22 protein-coding genes are annotated in these 18,182 nt (G+C 72.0%); 10 read left to right on the top strand and 12 right to left on the bottom strand.

Annotated features, from left to right (window positions below; all coding sequences use genetic code 11):
- Nucleotides 1–20 precede the first annotated feature (20 nt).
- A complete protein-coding gene (locus tag IEY12_RS05575; RefSeq protein ID WP_188880173.1) occupies nt 21–458 on the top strand; it encodes a universal stress protein in 438 nt (145 codons plus the stop codon).
- 37 nt (nt 459–495) lie between these two features.
- Complete coding sequence (locus IEY12_RS05570; protein WP_188880171.1) at nt 496–1,602, top strand: DHH family phosphoesterase; 1,107 nt, start codon at nt 496–498, stop codon at nt 1,600–1,602.
- 165 nt (nt 1,603–1,767) lie between these two features.
- Here the strand turns inward: IEY12_RS05570 and IEY12_RS05565 are convergent, their stop codons facing one another.
- The gene (locus tag IEY12_RS05565; RefSeq protein ID WP_123074814.1) at nt 1,768–2,202 is read right to left on the bottom strand and encodes a DUF5807 family protein; all 435 of its coding nucleotides are present in this window, start codon (nt 2,200–2,202) and stop codon (nt 1,768–1,770) included.
- Nucleotides 2,203–2,257: 55 nt separating this feature from the next.
- Complete coding sequence (locus tag IEY12_RS05560) at nt 2,258–2,662, bottom strand: 30S ribosomal protein S6e (protein ID WP_188880169.1); 405 nt, start codon at nt 2,660–2,662, stop codon at nt 2,258–2,260.
- A gap of 92 nt (nt 2,663–2,754) precedes the next feature.
- On the opposite strand from IEY12_RS05560, the gene IEY12_RS05555 reads away from it, so the two are divergent.
- Nucleotides 2,755–3,378 carry a DUF5806 family protein gene (locus tag IEY12_RS05555; protein WP_188880166.1) on the top strand — a complete coding sequence of 208 codons (624 nt, stop codon included), beginning with the start codon at nt 2,755–2,757 and terminating at the stop codon, nt 3,376–3,378.
- Between the two features lie 3 nt (nt 3,379–3,381).
- Here the strand turns inward: IEY12_RS05555 and IEY12_RS05550 are convergent, their stop codons facing one another.
- Complete coding sequence (locus tag IEY12_RS05550; protein ID WP_188880164.1) at nt 3,382–4,209, bottom strand: YihY/virulence factor BrkB family protein; 828 nt, start codon at nt 4,207–4,209, stop codon at nt 3,382–3,384.
- A gap of 145 nt (nt 4,210–4,354) precedes the next feature.
- Entirely contained in the window at nt 4,355–5,692 is a 1,338-nt protein-coding gene (locus IEY12_RS05545) for a dihydroorotase (protein ID WP_188880162.1), read from the bottom strand.
- Between the two features lie 123 nt (nt 5,693–5,815).
- On the opposite strand from IEY12_RS05545, the gene IEY12_RS05540 reads away from it, so the two are divergent.
- A complete protein-coding gene (locus tag IEY12_RS05540; RefSeq protein ID WP_229870960.1) occupies nt 5,816–6,268 on the top strand; it encodes a phosphate-starvation-inducible PsiE family protein in 453 nt (150 codons plus the stop codon).
- Here the strand turns inward: IEY12_RS05540 and IEY12_RS05535 are convergent, their stop codons facing one another.
- Both IEY12_RS05535 and IEY12_RS05530 read right to left on the bottom strand, forming a co-directional pair.
- A complete protein-coding gene (locus IEY12_RS05535; RefSeq protein ID WP_188880160.1) occupies nt 6,269–6,838 on the bottom strand; it encodes a cysteine hydrolase family protein in 570 nt (189 codons plus the stop codon). It lies immediately after the preceding gene.
- Nucleotides 6,839–6,871: 33 nt separating this feature from the next.
- The gene (locus tag IEY12_RS05530; protein WP_229870958.1) at nt 6,872–7,894 is read right to left on the bottom strand and encodes a zinc-binding dehydrogenase; all 1,023 of its coding nucleotides are present in this window, start codon (nt 7,892–7,894) and stop codon (nt 6,872–6,874) included.
- A 108-nt stretch (nt 7,895–8,002) separates the two neighbouring features.
- On the opposite strand from IEY12_RS05530, the gene IEY12_RS05525 reads away from it, so the two are divergent.
- Nucleotides 8,003–8,608, top strand: a complete 606-nt coding sequence (locus tag IEY12_RS05525) for a hypothetical protein (RefSeq protein WP_188880158.1) — start codon at nt 8,003–8,005, stop codon at nt 8,606–8,608.
- Here IEY12_RS05525 and hisB read toward each other — a convergent pair.
- The 4 genes from hisB to IEY12_RS05505 all read right to left on the bottom strand — a co-directional run bounded on the left by hisB (nt 8,605) and on the right by IEY12_RS05505 (nt 12,129).
- Entirely contained in the window at nt 8,605–9,192 is a 588-nt protein-coding gene (gene hisB / locus IEY12_RS05520; RefSeq protein WP_188880156.1) for an imidazoleglycerol-phosphate dehydratase HisB, read from the bottom strand. The genes IEY12_RS05525 and hisB overlap by 4 nt on opposite strands.
- A 50-nt stretch (nt 9,193–9,242) precedes the next feature.
- Complete coding sequence (locus IEY12_RS05515; RefSeq protein WP_188880364.1) at nt 9,243–10,295, bottom strand: A24 family peptidase; 1,053 nt, start codon at nt 10,293–10,295, stop codon at nt 9,243–9,245.
- Nucleotides 10,296–10,459: 164 nt separating this feature from the next.
- The gene (fer, locus tag IEY12_RS05510) at nt 10,460–10,849 is read right to left on the bottom strand and encodes a ferredoxin Fer (protein ID WP_123074831.1); all 390 of its coding nucleotides are present in this window, start codon (nt 10,847–10,849) and stop codon (nt 10,460–10,462) included.
- A 107-nt stretch (nt 10,850–10,956) separates the two neighbouring features.
- Nucleotides 10,957–12,129, bottom strand: a complete 1,173-nt coding sequence (locus IEY12_RS05505) for an inorganic phosphate transporter (RefSeq protein ID WP_188880154.1) — start codon at nt 12,127–12,129, stop codon at nt 10,957–10,959.
- Nucleotides 12,130–12,255: 126 nt separating this feature from the next.
- Here IEY12_RS05505 and hisA point away from each other — a divergent pair, with 126 nt between their 5' ends.
- The 3 genes from hisA to IEY12_RS05490 are packed head-to-tail and all read left to right on the top strand — an operon-like array spanning nt 12,256 to nt 14,546.
- A complete protein-coding gene (hisA, locus tag IEY12_RS05500; RefSeq protein ID WP_188880152.1) occupies nt 12,256–12,981 on the top strand; it encodes a 1-(5-phosphoribosyl)-5-[(5-phosphoribosylamino)methylideneamino]imidazole-4-carboxamide isomerase in 726 nt (241 codons plus the stop codon).
- Nucleotides 12,982–13,018: 37 nt separating this feature from the next.
- The gene (gene hisI / locus IEY12_RS05495) at nt 13,019–13,396 is read left to right on the top strand and encodes a phosphoribosyl-AMP cyclohydrolase (RefSeq protein WP_188880150.1); all 378 of its coding nucleotides are present in this window, start codon (nt 13,019–13,021) and stop codon (nt 13,394–13,396) included.
- Nucleotide 13,397: 1 nt separating this feature from the next.
- Nucleotides 13,398–14,546, top strand: a complete 1,149-nt coding sequence (locus IEY12_RS05490; protein WP_188880146.1) for a DUF7118 family protein — start codon at nt 13,398–13,400, stop codon at nt 14,544–14,546.
- On the opposite strand, the gene glmM is transcribed toward IEY12_RS05490, so the two are convergent.
- Together glmM and IEY12_RS05480 are read right to left on the bottom strand one after the other, a co-directional pair.
- Nucleotides 14,543–15,904, bottom strand: a complete 1,362-nt coding sequence (gene glmM / locus IEY12_RS05485) for a phosphoglucosamine mutase (RefSeq protein ID WP_188880143.1) — start codon at nt 15,902–15,904, stop codon at nt 14,543–14,545. The genes IEY12_RS05490 and glmM overlap by 4 nt on opposite strands.
- 36 nt (nt 15,905–15,940) lie before the next feature.
- Nucleotides 15,941–16,354 carry a hypothetical protein gene (locus tag IEY12_RS05480; RefSeq protein WP_188880137.1) on the bottom strand — a complete coding sequence of 138 codons (414 nt, stop codon included), beginning with the start codon at nt 16,352–16,354 and terminating at the stop codon, nt 15,941–15,943.
- A gap of 119 nt (nt 16,355–16,473) precedes the next feature.
- Here IEY12_RS05480 and IEY12_RS05475 point away from each other — a divergent pair, with 119 nt between their 5' ends.
- Both IEY12_RS05475 and IEY12_RS05470 read left to right on the top strand, forming a co-directional pair.
- Nucleotides 16,474–17,274 carry an HVO_0234 family beta-propeller protein gene (locus IEY12_RS05475; protein ID WP_188880135.1) on the top strand — a complete coding sequence of 267 codons (801 nt, stop codon included), beginning with the start codon at nt 16,474–16,476 and terminating at the stop codon, nt 17,272–17,274.
- 45 nt (nt 17,275–17,319) lie between these two features.
- Entirely contained in the window at nt 17,320–18,168 is an 849-nt protein-coding gene (locus IEY12_RS05470) for a ribose-phosphate diphosphokinase (RefSeq protein ID WP_188880134.1), read from the top strand.
- Nucleotides 18,169–18,182: the final 14 nt, after the last annotated feature.

The raw sequence follows: 18,182 nt of genomic DNA, 5'->3' as shown, positions 1-18,182 counted from the left end.
GACGCGGCGACGTCCCGCGTATGATAGACACCGTGGTCGTCGCGACCGACGGTTCGGAGAGCGTCGGGCGGGCGGTCGACGTCGCGCTCGACCTCGCGCGGCGCTTCGACGCCACCGTGTACGCCCTCTCGGTGGTGAACGAGAGCGAGGTGACGAACGCGCCGGAGGACGTCCGCGAGGACCTGTCGTCGGAACTCGAAGCGCGCGCCGAGGACGCGCTCGCGGACGTCTCGGAGCGCGCCGAGCAGTCCGTCACCACGGCGGTCCGCGAGGGCCGCCCCGCGGACGAGATCCTCACGTACGCCCGCGAAGTCGAGGCGGACGTCGTCGCCACCGGGACGCGCGGCCGGCACGGCGAGAACCGCCTCCTCATCGGTTCGGTCGCCGAGCGCGTCGTCCGGTCGTCGCCGATTCCCGTCCTCACCGTCCGCCAACTCGGCGAGGACGAAGCGGCGTAACCGTCGGCTTCTTCCCGCTACGAGCGCTGGTGGCGGTATGGAAGACTGGGTCATCGACGACGACACCCTCTCGCTCGAACGGAAGTCCCGCCTCCCCGGGCGGGGGTTCTTCGTCCCCGACGACGTCTCCGCCGCCCAAGAGGACGAGGAGATCCGCGCGCGCGTCGAGGACGCGGACGTCATCGTCGTGACGGACCCGGACGCCGACGGCCTCGCCTGTGCCGCCATCGTTCGCGCCGTCCACGGTGACGCCGCCGTCGTCCCTGCGGGCCCGCACAACCTCGAGGACGGCCTCGAACGCGCCGCCGAGTACGGTCCGAAGGGCGCGACCGTCTACGTCTGCGACCTCTGCCCCGACCGCTACGAGTACGTCGCGGACGAACTCGAGCGCCTCGTCTCGCACGCGGGCGCCGTCCACTGGTACGACCACCACCAGTGGACCGACGACGCGATGGAGCGCGTCCGCGCCGCCGGCGTCGACCTCGTCGTCGGCGAATCCGACGAGGAGTGCACCGCCGACGTCGCCGTGCGCGCCATCGACGCCGAAATCCCGCGCCACCTCGCCGAACTCGCCGCCGTCACGCGCGACCACGACCTCTGGATCAAGGAGGACCCGCGCAGCGACGACCTCGCGGACTACTCCCACTGGAGCGACGACGAGGAGTACGTCGAGACCGTGCGCGAGCACGGCCCCGACCTCCCCCAAGAGGTCATGGCGTTCCTCGAGGAGGAGCGCGTCGAGAAGCAGGCGCTCATCGAGAAGGCGACCGAGCGCGCCGAACTCCTCACCCTCGAAGCCGGTGGCGAGGACCTCACCGTCGGCGTCACCTACGGGCGCTGCTCGCAGAACGAGGTCGCGGAGAACCTCCGCGAGCAGGGCGCGGACGCCGCCGTCGTCGTGAAACCCGCCGGCTCGGCCTCCATCCGCGGGAGCGAGGGCTTCGAGCGCTGCCACGAGGTCGCCCGACAGGTGAACGGCGGCGGCCATCCCCGCGCCGCCGGCTGTAAGCCCGACATCTACGACGACATGCTCGACTACGCCCACCACTGGTCGACCGGCGGCGCCGTCACGAAGCAGGTCATCCTCGCCGCGTTCCGCGCGCTCGACGAGGAACCCGCCGACGCCGACGAAGACGACGAATAAGCGCGCTCGGCGGCTTTCGCACACTCGCTGGTCCTCACTCTGACTGACTGCGTCGCTCGCGGGTCGTCCCTCCCCGCTCGCTTTTCGCGGTTCCTCGCTATCGCCTCGGAACCGCGTTACTCGCGGCGATGCCGCTCGCGTTTTCGCGGAACCTTCGGTTCCGCGTTATTCCTCGCAGAGCCAGCGCTCCGAGTAAGACGCCCCGCACTCGCAGTGCGCGTAGGCGTGGACGACCGCGCCCTCGGCGTAGAGGCCGCCGACCTCCTCGTTTTGCGCCTCCGTGAACGCGAAGACGAACTCGACGGCGTGGCTCTCGCCGTCGCCGGCCTCCGGGCAGTCGCCGCCCGCGAGGTCACGGGCGACGTGGCCGTCCGCGCCCATCGCCTCCTGAGCGAACTCCATCGCGTCCATCCCCGTGGTCTTCTTGAAGACGCTCCGGCCCTTCTCGCCGTCCACGACGAGCACGACGCCGTCATCGGTGGCGACGGCGTCGTCCCGGTCGGCGAGTCGCTCGACGTTCGAGACGGCGGCCTCCGTGAGGTAGAGCGCGACGTCGTCGTGGCGCTCGCCCGCGAGGAACTCGGTGTACCTGTCGGTCATACGTCCACTGGGGACTCGCGCAAGAAAAACGGCGTGCGTTGCGGTCGGGGTCGTCCTACTCGTCGTCCTCGGACTCCTCGCCCTCGCTGAGGAGCTCCGCGACGGACTGCTCGCCCGTCTCGACGACCTTCACGTTGATCTGGACGGTCGCGTCGGAGACCTCTCGCCCGCGCACGCTGATGCGGCGTCGCTCGCCGTCGCGGTCGGGGTTGTAGCCGACGCCCCCGGTCGCGAGGACGTCGTCGAGACCGGAGCCGGCGACGCCGGGGCGCATCGGGCGCCCGGCCTCGTCGGAGCCGCCGGTGATCTCGAGCGTGCAGCCGGTCAGTCCAACGGCGCCGCCGTCGACCTCGTCGCCGATTTCCCGACCGATGAAGCGATTCGCGTCCTGTCCCTCAATCTCGACGGCGTGCGCCGTCCCCTCGGCGGGGTCGGCAACAACGACGTTGAACGTAGCCATACGCGTTTCGTGGCCTGCGCGCCCTAAAAGCACGTCGAAACCCCCGAGCGGGTCGGCGACACGCTTTTGCTCGTCTCTCGGGTAGGACGACCATGACCGAGCAGGGCGGCGACGAGGACGACGCCGAACCCGAGGGCGACGCGGCCGACGCCACGACCGAGGCGACGCCGGGCGTCCCCGAGGACGTCCAGAAGTACGACCGCTTCAAGAAGATGGACGGCGCGCAGTACGAGCGCGTGAACGAGTTCCTGCGCGACCGGACGTACATCACCGCCCGCGAGTGGGCGATCGCGCGCCTGTGTGCGGACTTCCGGACGGAGACGGGCGTCGAGATGACGAAGATCGGCGAGAACCTCCCCGACCTCGTCCCGTTCATGACGGACACCTACACGCCCCAAGCGGTGAACCAAGCGCGCGCGTCGTTCGAGGACAAGGTGACGACGGCGGGCGCGACGTTCCTCTACGGCGCGATGAGCGACTTCTTCACGGCGGACGAACTCGACGACGTGATGTACGAGGCGACGGAGGTCGCGAAGTTCCTCCTCGAAGTCGAGGGCGTCGAGCTCTCCGTCGAGGAGGAACTCGACGCGGAGGACCGCATCTCCGAGGTGATGCGCGACGTCCGGGAGGCGAGCGACGAACTCCGGCACTCGGAGGCGACGTGTCCGAACTGCGGGCACGAGATGAGCGGCGACGCCGGCCACGCGGACGACTGAGCCTCAGTCGCCGTCATCGTCGCCGACGGCGTTCCCCCCGTCGTCGGCGAGGCGGCCGGCGAGCACGGCGTTCACGACCGCGCCGACGAGGAGGACGAGCGCGGCGACGTAGAGCCACGTCAGGAGGAGCATGACACCGCCGAGCACGCCGTACGCCTGATTCGCGCCGGCGTACGCGACGTACGCGCGGAAGCCGACGCCGAGGCCGAGCCAGCCGGCGGCGGCCACGAACGCGCCGGGGAGCGCCTCTTGCAGGGTCGTCTCGGTATCCGGGAGGACGTAGTAGAGCGGCGCGAACGCCACCGTGAGGCCGCCGAGCAACAGGACGGGGCCGAGGAGGTCGAGGAGGAGTTGGTCGACGACGAGCGTGAGCACGACGCCGATGCCGACGAGCGCGACGGCGGCGACGGCGAGGCACGCGAGCGCGACCGCGCCGTCCCGGACGGCGTCGACGAACCCGGCGTCCTCCGTCCCGTAGACGACCGCGAACGCCGTGTTCAACCCCCGAAACACCTTGAGCGCGCTCCACGCGAGGAGGGCGACACCGAAGAGCGACGTGCCGAACGCGCCGGTCTTGCTCGCGAGCGCGTTCCGCAGGAGGTCGGCGGCGTTCGGCGAGAGGAAGCCCTGGAGCGTCGCGACGACGGCGTCCGCGGCACCGGGGCCGCGTATCGCGGCGGCGAGCGCGAAGACGAGCACTAAGAGCGGGACGAGCGAGACGAACGCGGCGTACGCGATGGCGCCCGCGACGAACGTGAGGTTCCGGTCGCGGACGACCGCGACCGTCGCCAGCGCCGCCTCGCGGACGCGCGCGACCGAGACGTCACTCATACCCGAGTCGTCGGGCGTCCACGGGTTGAACGTTCGGGCTCTCCCCGGCTCTCGCTCGCGGGTCGTTCCCCACCGTCACCGGCACGTCGTGTCGCGCTCGCTCACGGGTCGCAGGCTCCCCGTTCGCGTGGTCCGCGGCTCCTCCCTACTGGTCGGATCCGCGTACGTTCTCCCCGTTCGCGTCACCGAACGACTCCGCGGCGGCGTCCCAGACGACGGCGCCGCGACGCATCGTCCACTCGGGGAAGACGCCCGCGTCGCCCTCGAACGGGGTCCACCCGCATTTCGAGTGGAGGTCCGCGCCCGCGATTTCGGTGGCGTCGTCGAGGTCGTAGAGCGCGAGGTCGGCGTCGTAGCCCTCGGCGACCCGCCCCTTCGACTCGACGCCGAAGATATCGGCGGGGTTCCGCGCGGTGACGTCCCGGACGCGCTCGACGGTGAGCTCCGTCTCCCGGGTGGCGGCGAGGAGGAGCGGCACCATCGTCTCGACCCCCGGCACCCCCGAGGGCGCGTTCCAGACGTCCGCGTCCTTCTCCGCGCGCGTGTGTGGCGCGTGGTCGGTCGCGACGACGTCGACGCGCCCGTCGACGAGGCGCTCGAAGAGGCGCTCGCGGCGGTCCTCGCTTCGGAGTGGTGGGTTCATCCGGCCGAACGTCCCCAACTCCTCGTAGTCGTCGGTCGAGCGGAAGAGGTGGTGGGGCGTCACTTCGCAGGTGAGGCCGCCCTCACGGGCGATATCGACGGCTTCGGGCGTCGAGGTGTGCGCGAGGTGGACTTGCGCGTCGGCGTCGCCCGCGACCTCGACGGTGCGCTCGGCGGCGGCGATTTCGGCGTCGGCCGTGCGGTAGGCGCTCCACGCGGCCACGTCGTCGCGCTCTCTCGCGCCCGCTCCCGGCTCGCTATCGCTCTCCGCTCGCGTCTCCGTGCTGCGTGGCAGCACGCTCTCGTCGAACTCCGTCGCGTCCTCGGCGTGAACGGTGACGGGGACGCCCGCGTCGGCGGCGCGCGCGACGGCGTCCGCGAAGAGGTCGGCGTCGATCCCCATCTCGCCCGTCGAGTCCGCGAGGAAGACCTCGCCGAGCGCGAACAGCGGCCGCGCGAACAGCGAGTCCGGGTCCCAGTCATCGGTGACGCCGCCGTTGATGCCGTAGTCGACGAGCGAGTCGTCCGCGAACGCCTCCTTCCCGTCGAAGGCGTCGCCCGACGTCGTCGGCGGGTCGGTGTTCGGCTGGTCGACGACGGTGGTGACGCCGCCGGCGGCCGCCGAGCGACTCCCGGTCGCCCACGTCTCCTTCTGGCTCGCGCCCGGCTGGCGGAAGTGGACGTGGACGTCGAGCGCGCCCGGGAGGAGGAGTCGTCCGTCGGCGTCGATCGTCGTCTCGCCGTCGAGGGCCTCGCCGACGACGTCGATGGTGCCGTCGTCGGCGAGGCGGACGTCGCGGACTCGGCCGTCCGCGAGCGTCGCGTCGCGAATCACGCGCATACCCGACTCTCTCGCGTCCGTCGCCTAAAGTTGACGGAGCGCCGCTCCCGTCGTGGGTCGCGACGGCGCGACGGCGGGCGTCGGGGACCGAGCTTTTCCCGGCGGCGCCTGTACCGCGACCCCATGGACGTGGACGTCGATACGGCCGTCGGGCTCTCCGAGCGACTGATGCGCTACCTCGAAACCGTCGCGGCGTTCGTGCTCGTCGGGCTGTTCGCGGTCGGCGTCTTCGACTTCCTCCTCCAGATCGTCGACCTCGTGCGGACGGGCGAAATCGCGCAGACGGACGCCATCATCGGCCTCATCGACGAGATCCTCCTCCTCTTCATCATCGTCGAAATCTTCCAGACCGTCGTCGCGTACGCACAGGAGAAGAGCGTCATCCGCATCGTCATCGCCGCGGGCCTCATCGCGGTCGCGCGGAAGATCATCAGCTTCCACGCGGGCGACTACGCGTCCGCGACGGAGGCCGCCGTCTCCGCAGCCGGCTACGCCGGCCTCCTGCTCGCGCTCGTCGCCGCGCTCTACGTCGTCCAGCGCACGAACGTCGCGACGCCGACCGAGCAGGACGTCTAATCAGGCGAACGCCACGCTCGCGCGCGACGCGGTCTCGCCGAAGAGCCAGTCGGCGTGCTCGGTCGCGTACTCCCGGTGGTCCTCGTCGATGTAGCCGAGCGCGTCCGAGACGACGACGGGGCGGTAGTCGCGCAGGCCCGCGCTCGACGCGGTGTGGAGGACGCAGACGTTCGCGAGCGTCCCGCAGAGCACGAGGTCGTCGATCCCGTGCGTGTCGAGGTACCCCTCCAGATCGGTCCGGTAGAAGGCGTCGTAGGTGTGCTTCGCGACGACGTGGTCGGCCTCCGGGAGGGCGTCGACGAGTTCGGCGTCCCACGACCCCTCGACGACGTGCTCGCCCCAGCGCTCGAACTCGTCGTAGTAGTGGGTGTCGTCGAACTGGCCCGCCGGGTGGACGTCGCGGGTGTAGACGACGGACGCGCCCGCCTCGCGCGCCCGCTCGACGAGCGAGACGCAGGGGTCGATCGCGTCCTCGCTCGCGGGCGCGTAGAGGCTGCCGTCCGGGTGGCAAAAGCCGTTCTGCATGTCGACGACGAGCAGTGCGGTGCGCTCCGGGTCGAACTCGGGCATACCCGTGTCGGGGACGCCGAGGCCCTTAGTCGTTCACTCGACGCGGACGGTGACCTTCCCGACGTGCTCGCCGGACTCGAGTCGGCGGTGGGCCTCGCTCACGTCCGAGAGCGCGTAGTCGGTGTCGTCGAGGACCGGGGCGAGCTTCCCGGCGTCAGCGAGCGACGCGACGCGTTCGAGGATCTCGCCGTGGCGCACGCGCCCCGCGTGGTCGCCGTGGAGGAGCGGGATGAGCATGAACACCGTGTCGAAGCTGAGCCCCTTCGAGTGGACGGCGTCGAGGCTCGCCTCGCCTCGCGAGACGGTGGCGACGACGCGGCCCTTCAGCGCGGCGGCCTCCAGCGAGGGCTCGATGTTGTCCGCGCCCGCGCCGACAGTGTCGAAGACGACGTCGAAGCCGTCGCCTCCCGTGTACTCCTCGACGTAGTCCGCGACGTCGCGGTGGTAGTCGAAGGCGACGTCCGCGCCGATGTCGCGGGCGAGCGCGCGCTTCTCCGCCGTCGATGCCGTCGCGTGGACGACGCCGCCTTCGAGGGCGGCGAGTTGGACGCCGACGTGGCCCACGCCACCGGAACCGCCGTGGACGAGGACGTCGTCGCCGGGTTCGACGCCCGCGCGCGTCACGAGGCCGTCCCACGCGGTGATGGAGACGAGCGGGAGCGCGGCGGCCTCGCGCATCGAGAGCGCGTCGGGCTTGTGCGCGAGCGTCGCGGCGTCGGCGGCCGCGTACTCCGCGAGCGCGCCGGTCGTCCCGGCCACGCCGCCCGGACAGCCGTACACCTCGTCGCCGACGTCGAAGCGCTCGACGCCCGCGCCCACCGCGACGACCGTTCCGGCGAGGTCGCCGTGCAGGACCGCGGGGGCGTCGGGGCCGAGGTCGGCGGCCGCGCCGCTGCGGATCTTCGTGTCCACGGGGTTGACGCTCGTCGCCGCGACTTCGACGAGCACCTCGTTCGCCTCCGGTTCGGGCACGTCGAGCGTGGCGGGTTCGAAGGCGTCCGGGTCGCCGTGTTCGCGGACGACCTGTGCGTCCATCGTCTCGGGAATCTCGGGCATACCTCGCGGTCGGGGCCGCGCGTGCAAAAACGACGGTGTGGCGGCGGACGCTACCGCGACGCTCGGAGACGGGCACGAATTAAGGGCGGCGAGCGCCTCGCACCTTGTATGCGCGAACTCGACCGCTGTGACTTCTGTGCGGAGCGCGCCGACGGCGTCTACGAGGTCCTCCCGCCCGCGGTGGACGCCGCCGAGCGCCGACTCGTCCTCTGTGTGGACTGTCGCGACACCCTCGCGGGCGTCGTCGACCCGCTCCTCGACGCGCTCGGGGCCCGCGACGCCACCGCCGCCGAGGCCGACGGCGCGGACCGGAGCGTCACCCTCGAACCCCCCGCGTCCGAGGTAGGTACCGAGGAGCGTGACGCGGCGGACGCCGACCACGACGACGACGGGGACGCCGCTGACGAGACTGCCGACGACGGGGACGCCGCTGACGATGAGGACGACGCGAGCGCCGGCGACGCCCGCGATGACGGCGACGACGCGGACGGCGGCGAGGCGACCGAGGGCGCCGGGTCGGCGGCGCGTCCCGAGGGGTATCGGCGCGTCGTCCGCCTCCTCAGGAACCGGCCGACGGCGATGACGCGGAGCGACCTCGCGGAACTCGCGTCGGGCGCCTACGACCTCGACGCGGGCGACGTCGACGGTATCGTGGACGCGGCGCTCGAGAACGGCCACCTCGAGGAGACGCCGGAGGGACTGCGCGCGACCTAGAGTTCGCCCTTCGTGCTCGGGGTGTCGCTCCGGCGCTCGTCGAGTCGGGTCGCGTCGTCGAGCGCGCGCGCGTTCGCCTTGAACAGCGCCTCGACCTCGTGGTGGGCGTTCTCGCCCGTGACGGCGCAGTGGAGGGTGAGGCCGGCGTGCTCGGCGAACGACTGGAAGAAGTGCGCGGCCATGATACTAGAAAAGTCGCCGATGCGCTCCTGACTGAACGCCCCCTCGAACTCGTAGTATGGTCGCCCGGAGACGTCGAGGACGACGCTCCCGACGGCTTCGTCGAGCGGGACCTTCCGGTCGGCGTAGCGGACGATGCCGCGCTTGTCGCCGAGGGCGTCCTCAACGGCGTCGCCGAGGACGATGGCGACGTCCTCGACGGTGTGGTGGTCGTCGATGTGGAGGTCGCCGTCGCAGCGCACCGTGAGGTCGAAGAGGCCGTGCTTCGCGAACGACTCGAGCATGTGGTCGAAGAACCCGATCCCGGTCTCGACGGTGCTCTCGCCGTCGCCGTCGAGGTCGATGGTGACGTCGATTTCGGTCTCGGCGGTCGCGCGCGACGCCGCGCCCGTGCGTGTGCTCATACGTCGCCTTGCGCCGGGCGGCTAAAGGCCGTTGCGCTCGCCCGCATCCATCAGACGAGGCCGGCGACGCCGAGGACGCCGAACAGGAGGTCGCCGTAGACGAACGCGAGCGCCATCCCGAGCACGAGCGTGACGAAGAACGGCGTCCCCGGCGTCACCCACACCGACTCGCGCTCCGCGAGCAGGTCGAGGCTCTCGCGCAGCGTCGCCGGGCTCGTCCCGTACGCCGTCCCCTCGATATCCTCGATGAACGCCGCCGCGCCCCACGCGTCGTCGTACTCGTCGCCCGCGCGCTCCTCGCCAGCGGCGTCACTCTCGGTGCGCTCGTCGTCCGCGCCGCGTTCGTCGCCCCCGCCGTCCGTCCGCGCGTCGCCCCGGTGGACGGCGCCGTCCGTCGGGTCGTTCGGCTCTGCGGGGAGCGTCGCCGGGTCGCGCAGCGCCGGGTTCGCGCGGAGCTCCGCGAGCGTGACGCCGCGCCAGCGACAGTACATCCGCAGCGCGTCGAGGTCAAGGCCGCCGGTGAGGCGCGTCCCCGCCGCGTCCTCGAGGAGGCTCCCGTGCGCGGTGACCAACTCCGGAACGGGCACGCGCTTCCCGACGGCCATCACGGACGCGACGTCGCCCCGGACGGCGTTCGCACCGAGGAGGTAGAGCGGGTACGCCATCCCCAACAGGAGGGCGTTCGTGAGCACGGTGAGCGAGAACACGCGGACGTTCGCGGGGACGAGCGGGAGGACGAAGCCGTCGAAGTAGTAGGTCGGGTAGGACGGGAGGAGGACGCCGATGGTGACGAGCGCCTTCGCGTCCGCGCCGCCGAACCCCGCCGGGACGTAGTAGAAGAGCGCGCCGAGGCCGCCGACGAGAAGGACGCTCACCGCCGTGACGAGCACGAACTGCCGGAACGCGAACCCGTAGGGCTGACTGTACGCCGTCCACCCCTCCCACGCGAGGCAGGCGACGCCGAGGAGGAGGAGCGGCGGCCAGAGCGCGTCCGGGACGCGACGCGTCTCGATATCGCGGTAGGCGCCGTACGCGAACACGGGGAGCGCGAGCAGCCGGAGGAGGTCCGGGACGGAGGCGTCCGCGAGCGGCGTCGAGACCAGTGCGAGGGCGAGCGAGTCGAGCGGGCCGAGCGCGGACGCGTACACGGCAGAGAGAGTGGGGGAGAGCGCCAAAGGGGTTTCGGCAGCGACGGACGGCCACGGCTACCGGGTGTGATAAACGGAGGAAGGTCGGTGTGCGCTTCGCGTCGAACGGGGCGGCCCCGTTAGATGACGCGGTTCTGGAGGTAGTCGAGGTGCTTCGCGTTGTAGACGATGCGGACCTCCTCGGTCTCAGGGGAACCGATGCAGGTCAGGCGGACGTCCTTCTCCTCGACCTCCTCGTCGCTGAGGATCTGCTGCATGTCCATGTTGATTTCGCCCTCCTTGAGGATGGACGCACAGTTCGCACACGCGCCGGCGCGGCAGGAGAACGGCCAGTCGTAGCCCTGCGCCTCGGCGCTCTCGAGGATGTACCCGCCCTCGGGTACGTCGAGTTCACCGTAGTCCTCGTCGTCGAGGCCGGCGTCGGCGGCTTTTTCGAACAGGTCGTCGTCGTCGATGTCCCAGCCCTGGTCCTGGACGACTTCGTAATTGAGGTATTCGACGGTTGGCATCAACCGGTGGTTCTGTGTCCGTAAGGAAATGCCTTGCTGTTTCACCCGGTCCACGGGGGGATTTCGGTCGCGAGTAGCGCCGTGTCAGATTCTGCGACGTGCCGAGGTCACGATGGGAGGAGGCTGAACAGCACGTAGGACGCGGCGGCCGCGATGGACGGCGTGAGCACCCAGAGGATGACGACGCGGCCCACCGTCGCGGGGTCGAAGAGGTCGGCGGCGGCGAGGTCCTCGGGGTCCTCCTCGCCGATACCGGGGACGTCACTCGGCGTCTCGGCGCGTTCGGCGGTGAGCGACCCGACGGAGACGGGCGCCTCGCCCTCGCCGCTGAGCGCGTCGTTCGCGCGGACGGTGCGCGTGGCCCGCCCCCACCCGAGGCCGACGATGCACATCGTCGCCGAGACCGCGAGGCTCGCGGGGATCCCCATCACGGAGAGGACGGTGATGAGGGTCGCGGAGACGACTTCGACGATGAGTGCGGCGAGCAGCGGGAGGTCCGTGAGGTCGTTCCCGACGGTGTCGAGGGTGCGCCGAGCGATGGTGAACGCGCCGAGCGCGATCGCGCCGCCCGCGATGAGGACGCCGACGTCGCTCCCGAGGTAGCCCCCGCCGACGAGCGGCGCGACGGCGTTCGCGGTGTTCGACGCCCCCGCCGAGAACGCCATGTAACAGCCGATGGCGACGACGAGCGCGGACGCGACGAACTGCCGGGTGGTGGCGTCGTCGTTGACGCCGGTCGGGTGGGCGACGCGCCCGCCCTCCGACCACGTGAAGAGCCCGTTCTCGGCGGCGTCGAGGCGGAACGCCGCGTCGAGGTAGGGGTAGGCGTAGCGGCCGACGACCGCGCAGAGCCAGAAGGCGATGACGGGCGCGACCACCCACGCGGAGACGATGCGTCCCATCGACGCCATCTGGAGGGTGCCGGTGGCGACGCCGAGGCCGGCGATCGAGCCGACGGCGGTCATCGACGTGGAGGCGGGGACGCCGTAGCGGTTCGAGACGAGGAGCGCGACGCCGACGAAGAAGAGCACGCCGACGCTCGTCGCGAGCGTGAACTGCTCGCTCGGGACGATGTCGCCGCCCATCGTCTGGATGACGTTCCGGCCGACCGTCCAGCCGCCGAGGAGCGCGAAGACGGACATGAGACCGGCGGCGCCGGCCTTCGTGACGACCTTCGAGCCGACGGCGGGACCGAAGGCGACGCCCGTCGAGGAGCCACCGATGTTGTAGCCGACGAACACCGCGACGAGCACGCCGACGACGAGCAGGGGCTCCGGCATCGCTACCGGCTACGTCCTCGGCGCGTTTGAAGCCGGTGATCGGCGCACGCCACGTCGCCCTCTATCGACTCACGCCGGCGGCTCGGACGCGGACGCTTTTTCACCTCGCCGCGCGCACTCCGTGGTATGTTCGAGGCCTTCGAGGTGATTCCGGCGGTGGACGTACAGGACGGCGAGGTCGTCCAGCTAGTGCAGGGCGAGCGCGGCACCGGAAAGCGCTACGGCGACCCCGTCGAGGCCGCGCGGCGCTGGCTGGACGCGGGCGCGCGCACCCTCCACCTCGTCGACCTCGACGGCGCCTTCGAGGGCGAGCGCGCGAACGCGGACGCGATTGCGGCCGTCGTCGAGGCCGCCGACGACGCCGCCGTGCAGGTCGGCGGCGGTATCCGGACGTTCGCGGACGCCCGCGACCTCCTCGAACTCGGCGTCGACCGCGTCATCCTCGGGACGGCCGCCGTCGAGAACCCCGACCTCGTCGCGGAGATCGCCGACAGCTACCCCGAGGGCGTGCTCGTCAGCCTCGACGCGAAGGACGGGGAGGTCGTCGTCTCCGGGTGGACGGAGGGCACCGGCCTCGACCCCGCGGAGGCCGCGACGAGGTACGCGGAGCTCGGCGCGTCCGGCATCCTCTTCACGGACGTCGATGTCGAGGGCCAGCAGACGGGCGTTCGGGCTGACGTCGTCTCCCGCGTCGTCGACGCCGTCGACATCCCCGTCGTCGCCTCCGGCGGCGTCGCGACCGTCGAGGACGTCGTTGCGCTCCGGGACGCGGGCGCGGCCGCCGTCGTCGTCGGCACCGCGCTCTACGAGGGCAACTTCGCGCTCGCCGAGGCGATGGCGCGCGTCGAGTGAGGAGAAGACCTATCCTCGCGCGACCGCAATCGCCGGTATGAGCGACAGCGAGTTCGGCGTCGACCTCGACTTCGGCGAGGACGGTCTCGTCCCGGCCGTCGCGCAGGACGCCGACACCGGCGAGGTGCTGATGCTGGCGTACGCGACCCGCGAGGCGGTCGAGCGAACCGTCGAGACGGGGCGCGCGCACTACTACTCGCGCTCGCGCGAGGAACTCTGGGAGAAGGGCGCGACGAGCGGGCACACCCAGGCGATCGAGGAGGTGCGCGTCGACTGCGACGGTGACGCGCTCCTCTACGTCGTCGACCAGACCGTCGGCGCCTGCCACACCGGCCACTACTCCTGCTTCCACCGCACGATAGACGGCGAGGAGGTCGGCGAGCGGGCGTTCGACCCGGACGCGGTCTACGAGTGACGTGAGCGACGCGACCCACGCGGCCGACGCCGCCCACGACGTGGACGCCGAGGCCGCGATCGACCGCCTCCGCGACGCCCGCGCGGAGCGCGACGCCGCCGAGGACGCCGTCGAGGAGCACGGCGAACGCGCCCTCGAACGCCTCCGCGAGCACCACGAGGCCGCACTCCGGTTGCTGCGCACCTACGAGGGCTCCGCGACCGGCTCCGGCGACTTCCAGGCCTACATCGAGTTCGAGAGCGAGGTCGCCGACCTCGTCGAGTCCGTCGACGACGGCCTCCCGCGCGCCGACGCCTTCGACGACTACGACGACGTCCTCGACAAGCGCCGCGTCACCGAATCCGACTTCGAGCGCGCCCGCGAGGTCCTCGAACCGGTCGCGGACCTCGTCGCCCGTCTCGACGAGCGCGAGGCCGCCCGCGACGCGTATCGAAACGCCCGGAAGGCCGCCCGCGACGCCCGCGACGCCCTCGAGGACGAGATCGAGCGCCTCGAACGCGTCGCCCGCCTCGCCGACGCCGACCCGGACGCCCCCGTCGCGGAGCTCCGCGAACCGGTCGAGGCCTACGACACCGCCGCGCGCGCCGCCGTCGAGGACCGCCTCGGCGCGTGGCCCGCCCGCGACGTCCTCGCGTGGCTCGACAGCCTCGGCGCCTTCCCGCTCGTCGACGCGCCCCGCGTCCCTCCGGAGCTCCTTACGTACGTCCGCGAGCACGACGCCGGCGCGAAACCCGTCGACGACCTGCTCGACCACGCCGACGAATCCGTCTCGAAGCTCGACCACTACGTCGCGGACCCGACCGAGCTGAAGCGCGTCGTCGGCGCGAACAGCTCCTACCTCCGCCGCCTCGACGGCGGCTTCCTCACGCTCGGCTGGCCGCCCGACCCCGCCGACGTCCTCCGCTATCGCGCCGACGAACTCGTCTCCGCGCTCGACCGCATCGACGCCGACGACGCGATCGCGTGCCTCCGCGAGGTGCAGGCGCTCGCGCGCCGCGAGCGCTACGCGACGCTCCGAGAGGCAGCCGTCGCGCGCGAGGAACTCAGCGACGCGGAACGCGAGCGCGTCGCCGCCGGCACCGTCGCCGACGACCTCGCCGCCGCCCGCGCTGCGCGCGACGACGTCGAGGACGCGCTCGACGCCTACTAGAGCGCCGCGCGCAGCGCGTCCGCGAACCCGTCCGCGAGCTCCCGCGCTCGCGCTTCGTCGTGTGCCTCCGCGTAGACGCGGACGACCGGCTCCGTCCCCGAGGGCCGCGCGAGCGCCCACGCGTCCCCGTAGTCGAGCCGGTAGCCGTCGATGGTCGTGACGTCCGCGTCGGCCGCCGCGGCGTACTCCTCGGCGGCCGCGAGCAGCGCCTCGCGCTCGGCGTCGCTCCCGTAGCCGACGTTGACGCGGACGTTCGCGTAGCCGTCGTAGGGTGCGAGCACCTCGCTCGCGGGCGCGTCCGCGTCGGCGAGCAGTTCGAGGAAGCGCGCGCCCGTGTACGCGCCGTCCCGCGTGATGCGGTAGGCGGGGAAGATGACGCCGCCGTTCCCCTCGCCCGCGACCGGGACGCTGTGGCCCTCCGCGTGGAGCTGGCGGATGCGCGTCATGATCTGCGTCGAGCCGATCGGTGTCAGCTCCAACTCGGCGCCGCGCGACTCGCAGATGTCGACGAGGCGCTGGCTGACGTTCACCGCCGAGACAGCGACGTCACCCTCGGAGAGTTCGGCGTCCGCGAGCGCCGCGAACGACGCACCGCCGGGGACGAACGACCCCGTCTCGTCGTAGAAGATCGCGCGGTCGGCGTCGCCGTCGTGCGCGATGCCGACGTCCGCGTCGCTCGCGCGCACGAGTCGGCCGAGGTCCGCGAGGTTCGCCTCGACCGGCTCCGGCTCGCGCCCCGGGAAGTGCCCGTCCGGCTGGGCGTTCGTCGTGACGACGCGACAGCCGAGCTCGCGGTAGAAGTCCGGGCTCGTCAGCGCGCCCGCGCCGTGCCCCGGATCGAGCGCGACCGTCAGCCCCGCCTCCGCGATGCGCGACGCGTCCACCGCCTCGACGAGCGCGTCCACGTACCGGTCGCGCGCGCCCTCGACAGCCCGGTCCGCGCCCGTCTCGTCCCACGGAACCGGCTCGAACGACTCGCCGAGCAGCGCCTCCTCGACGGCTTCCAGCGCGTCCACGGAGAGCTCGACGCCGTCCGGGCCGACGAGCTTCAGGCCGTTGTACTCCGGCGGGTTGTGGGACGCCGTCACCATGATCGCGGGGACGCCCTCGTCCGCCGCGTACGCCTGCAGGGCGGGCGTCGGGAGGACGCCGAGGCGCTCGACGTCCGCGCCCGCCGCCGCGAGCCCCGACGCGACGGCGTTCGCGAGCATCCGCCCCGTCCGTCGCGTGTCGCGCCCGACGGCGACGCGGTCCTCCTCGCGGACCGACCCGACGGCCTTCGCGACGTCCAGCGCGAACGCCGGCGTCACCTCCTCGTTCGCGACGCCGCGCGTTCCGCTGGACCCGAACACCTTCATGGACGCCCCTACCGCCGCGCGCCTCAAAGTGGTTTCCTAATGCTCGTGCGAGCCGCTATCGTGGCCCTTCCCGTTTCCGGGGTTCCGGTCGGCGAGGCTGACGAAGTAGGAACCGTCGCCGTAGAAGTAGACGCCGCGAAAGCCGTCCCCGCAGTGCTCGGCGAGGTCCGCGCCGAGTTCGTTCCCCGCCTCCGCACCGAGGTAGACGGGCTCGCTCCACGTCCCGCGCTCGCCGTCCGCCGCCCGCGAGAGCACCGTTTCGAGGTCCGGGTGGTTCGCGACGAACGACTCGCCGAGCTCGCAGGTGTGCTCCGTCGCCTCCGGGTCCGCCGGCATCGCGCGGAGCTTCCACTCTCCGGACGGTCCGAGCATCCCACTCAGACCGCTACAGCCCGCGAGCGCGCTCGCGAGCCCCGCTGCCCCCGCGCCGAGATACTGACGCCGTCGCATATCTCACCGTCGGGCCTCGGACGGGAAGTACCGCGCGGTCCGCGGTGTCGCCGCCGCGCCGTTCCCATCGGGTGAGCGCGAGCGCAACGTTTTCCGCCCGCCCCGTCCCTCCTTCGAGTATGAGCGAGCACGACATCAGCATCGACGAGAAGCGCGTCTACGCCGACCGAACCGGCACCGAGACCCTGCTCGTCGGCACCGACCGCGGCCTCGCGTCCGTCGCCGTCTCCGGCGACCAGATCGGCGAGTTCGCGCTCCTCACCACGAGCGAAGTCCGCGACGTCGCGATCCACGAGGGGACGGTCGCGGTCGCCGGCCCCGAGGACGTCCGCGTCGGCGACGCCGAGGAGCTCACGGGGACCGGATTCGGCGACGCGACGGCCGTGAGCTACGACGGCGACACGCTCCTCGCCGTCGGTCCCGAGGGCCGCGTCGCCGCCGCCGACGGCGACGACTGGGACGCGCGCGGCATCGCGCCCGAAGCGCGCGGCGCCGACGGCGCGCTCCTCGCCACCGTCGACGGCGTCTACCGCGTCACCGAGGACGACGTCACCTACTCCGGCCTCGACGACGCGCGCGACGTCGCCGCTCGGGGTCCGTGGGCCACGACGAGCGACGGCCTCTACCGGCTCGGGAACGGCTGGCTCGCCGACCGCGACGGCAACGCCACCGCCGTGGCCGCGCGCGCCGACCACGTCGCCGCCGTCCTCGACGACGCCCTCTACGAGCACGACGGCGACGCGTGGACCGACCGGGAGGTCCCGCTCACCGACCTCGCCGCCGTCGCCTACGGTGCGGGCGCGCTCTACGCCGTCGACGTCGCCGGCACGGTCGCGGTGGACGCCGGGCACGGTTGGCGCACCCGCACCGTCGGCCTTCCGGGTGTTTCCGCCGCCGTCGTCGCCGAGAGCGAGCAGTAGGCGCGGACGGAAACGCCTAACCCCGCGCTGGCCCACTCTACAGCCATGATCGTCAGTGGCTCCGCCTCGCAGGGGCTCGCCGCCGCGCTCGCCGCCGAACTCGGCGAGGAACTCGCCGAAGTCGAGTACGAGTCGTTCCCGGACGACGAGCGCGTCGTCCGCGTCCCGCCCGTCGAGGGCCGCGCCGTCGTCGTCGCCTCCACCGTCGACGACGCCGCGCACATCGAACTCCTCCAGTTGCAGGACGCCGTCCGCGAGGCCGGCGCCGAGGAGGTCGTCACCGTCATCCCCTACATGGGCTACGCCCGACAGGACGAGGCGTTCGAGCCCGGCGAACCCGTCTCCGCCCGCGCGATGGCGCGCGCCGTCTCCACGGGCACGGACGAGGTCTACACCGTGAACGTCCACGAACCCGCGGTCTGCGAGTTCTTCGACGTGCCCGCGACGAACGTGGACGCGACGCCGCACCTCGCCGACCCGCTCCCCGAGGACCTCCGCGACCCCGTCTTTCTGGCGCCAGACGCCTCCGCGCTCCCGCTCGCCGAATCCGTGCAGGACGCCTACGGGCCGGGCGACGCCGACTTCTTCGAGAAAGTCCGCCACTCGGGAACCGACGTCGAGGTCACGCCGAGCGAGACGGACGTTTCTGGAAGAGATGTCGTCGTCGTCGACGACATCGTCGCCACCGGCTCGACGATGAGCGAGGCCATCGGCCTCCTCGAGGACCCGAACCGAGTCTACGTCGCGTGCGTCCACCCTCTCCTCGCTGCGAACGCCCGCACGAAACTCGCCACGGCCGGCGTCGAGGCCGTCCTCGCCACCGACACCATCGAGCGCGCCGTCAGCGAGGTGTCGGCCGCGCCCGCCGTCGCGAAAGCGCTCGGCCGCGAATAGCGCCCGCCGAACGC

It is taken from the genome of Halarchaeum grantii, from assembly GCF_014647455.2.
Lineage (GTDB): Archaea > Halobacteriota > Halobacteria > Halobacteriales > Halobacteriaceae > Halarchaeum > Halarchaeum grantii.
This window is presented reverse-complemented; position numbering and strand designations above follow the sequence as displayed.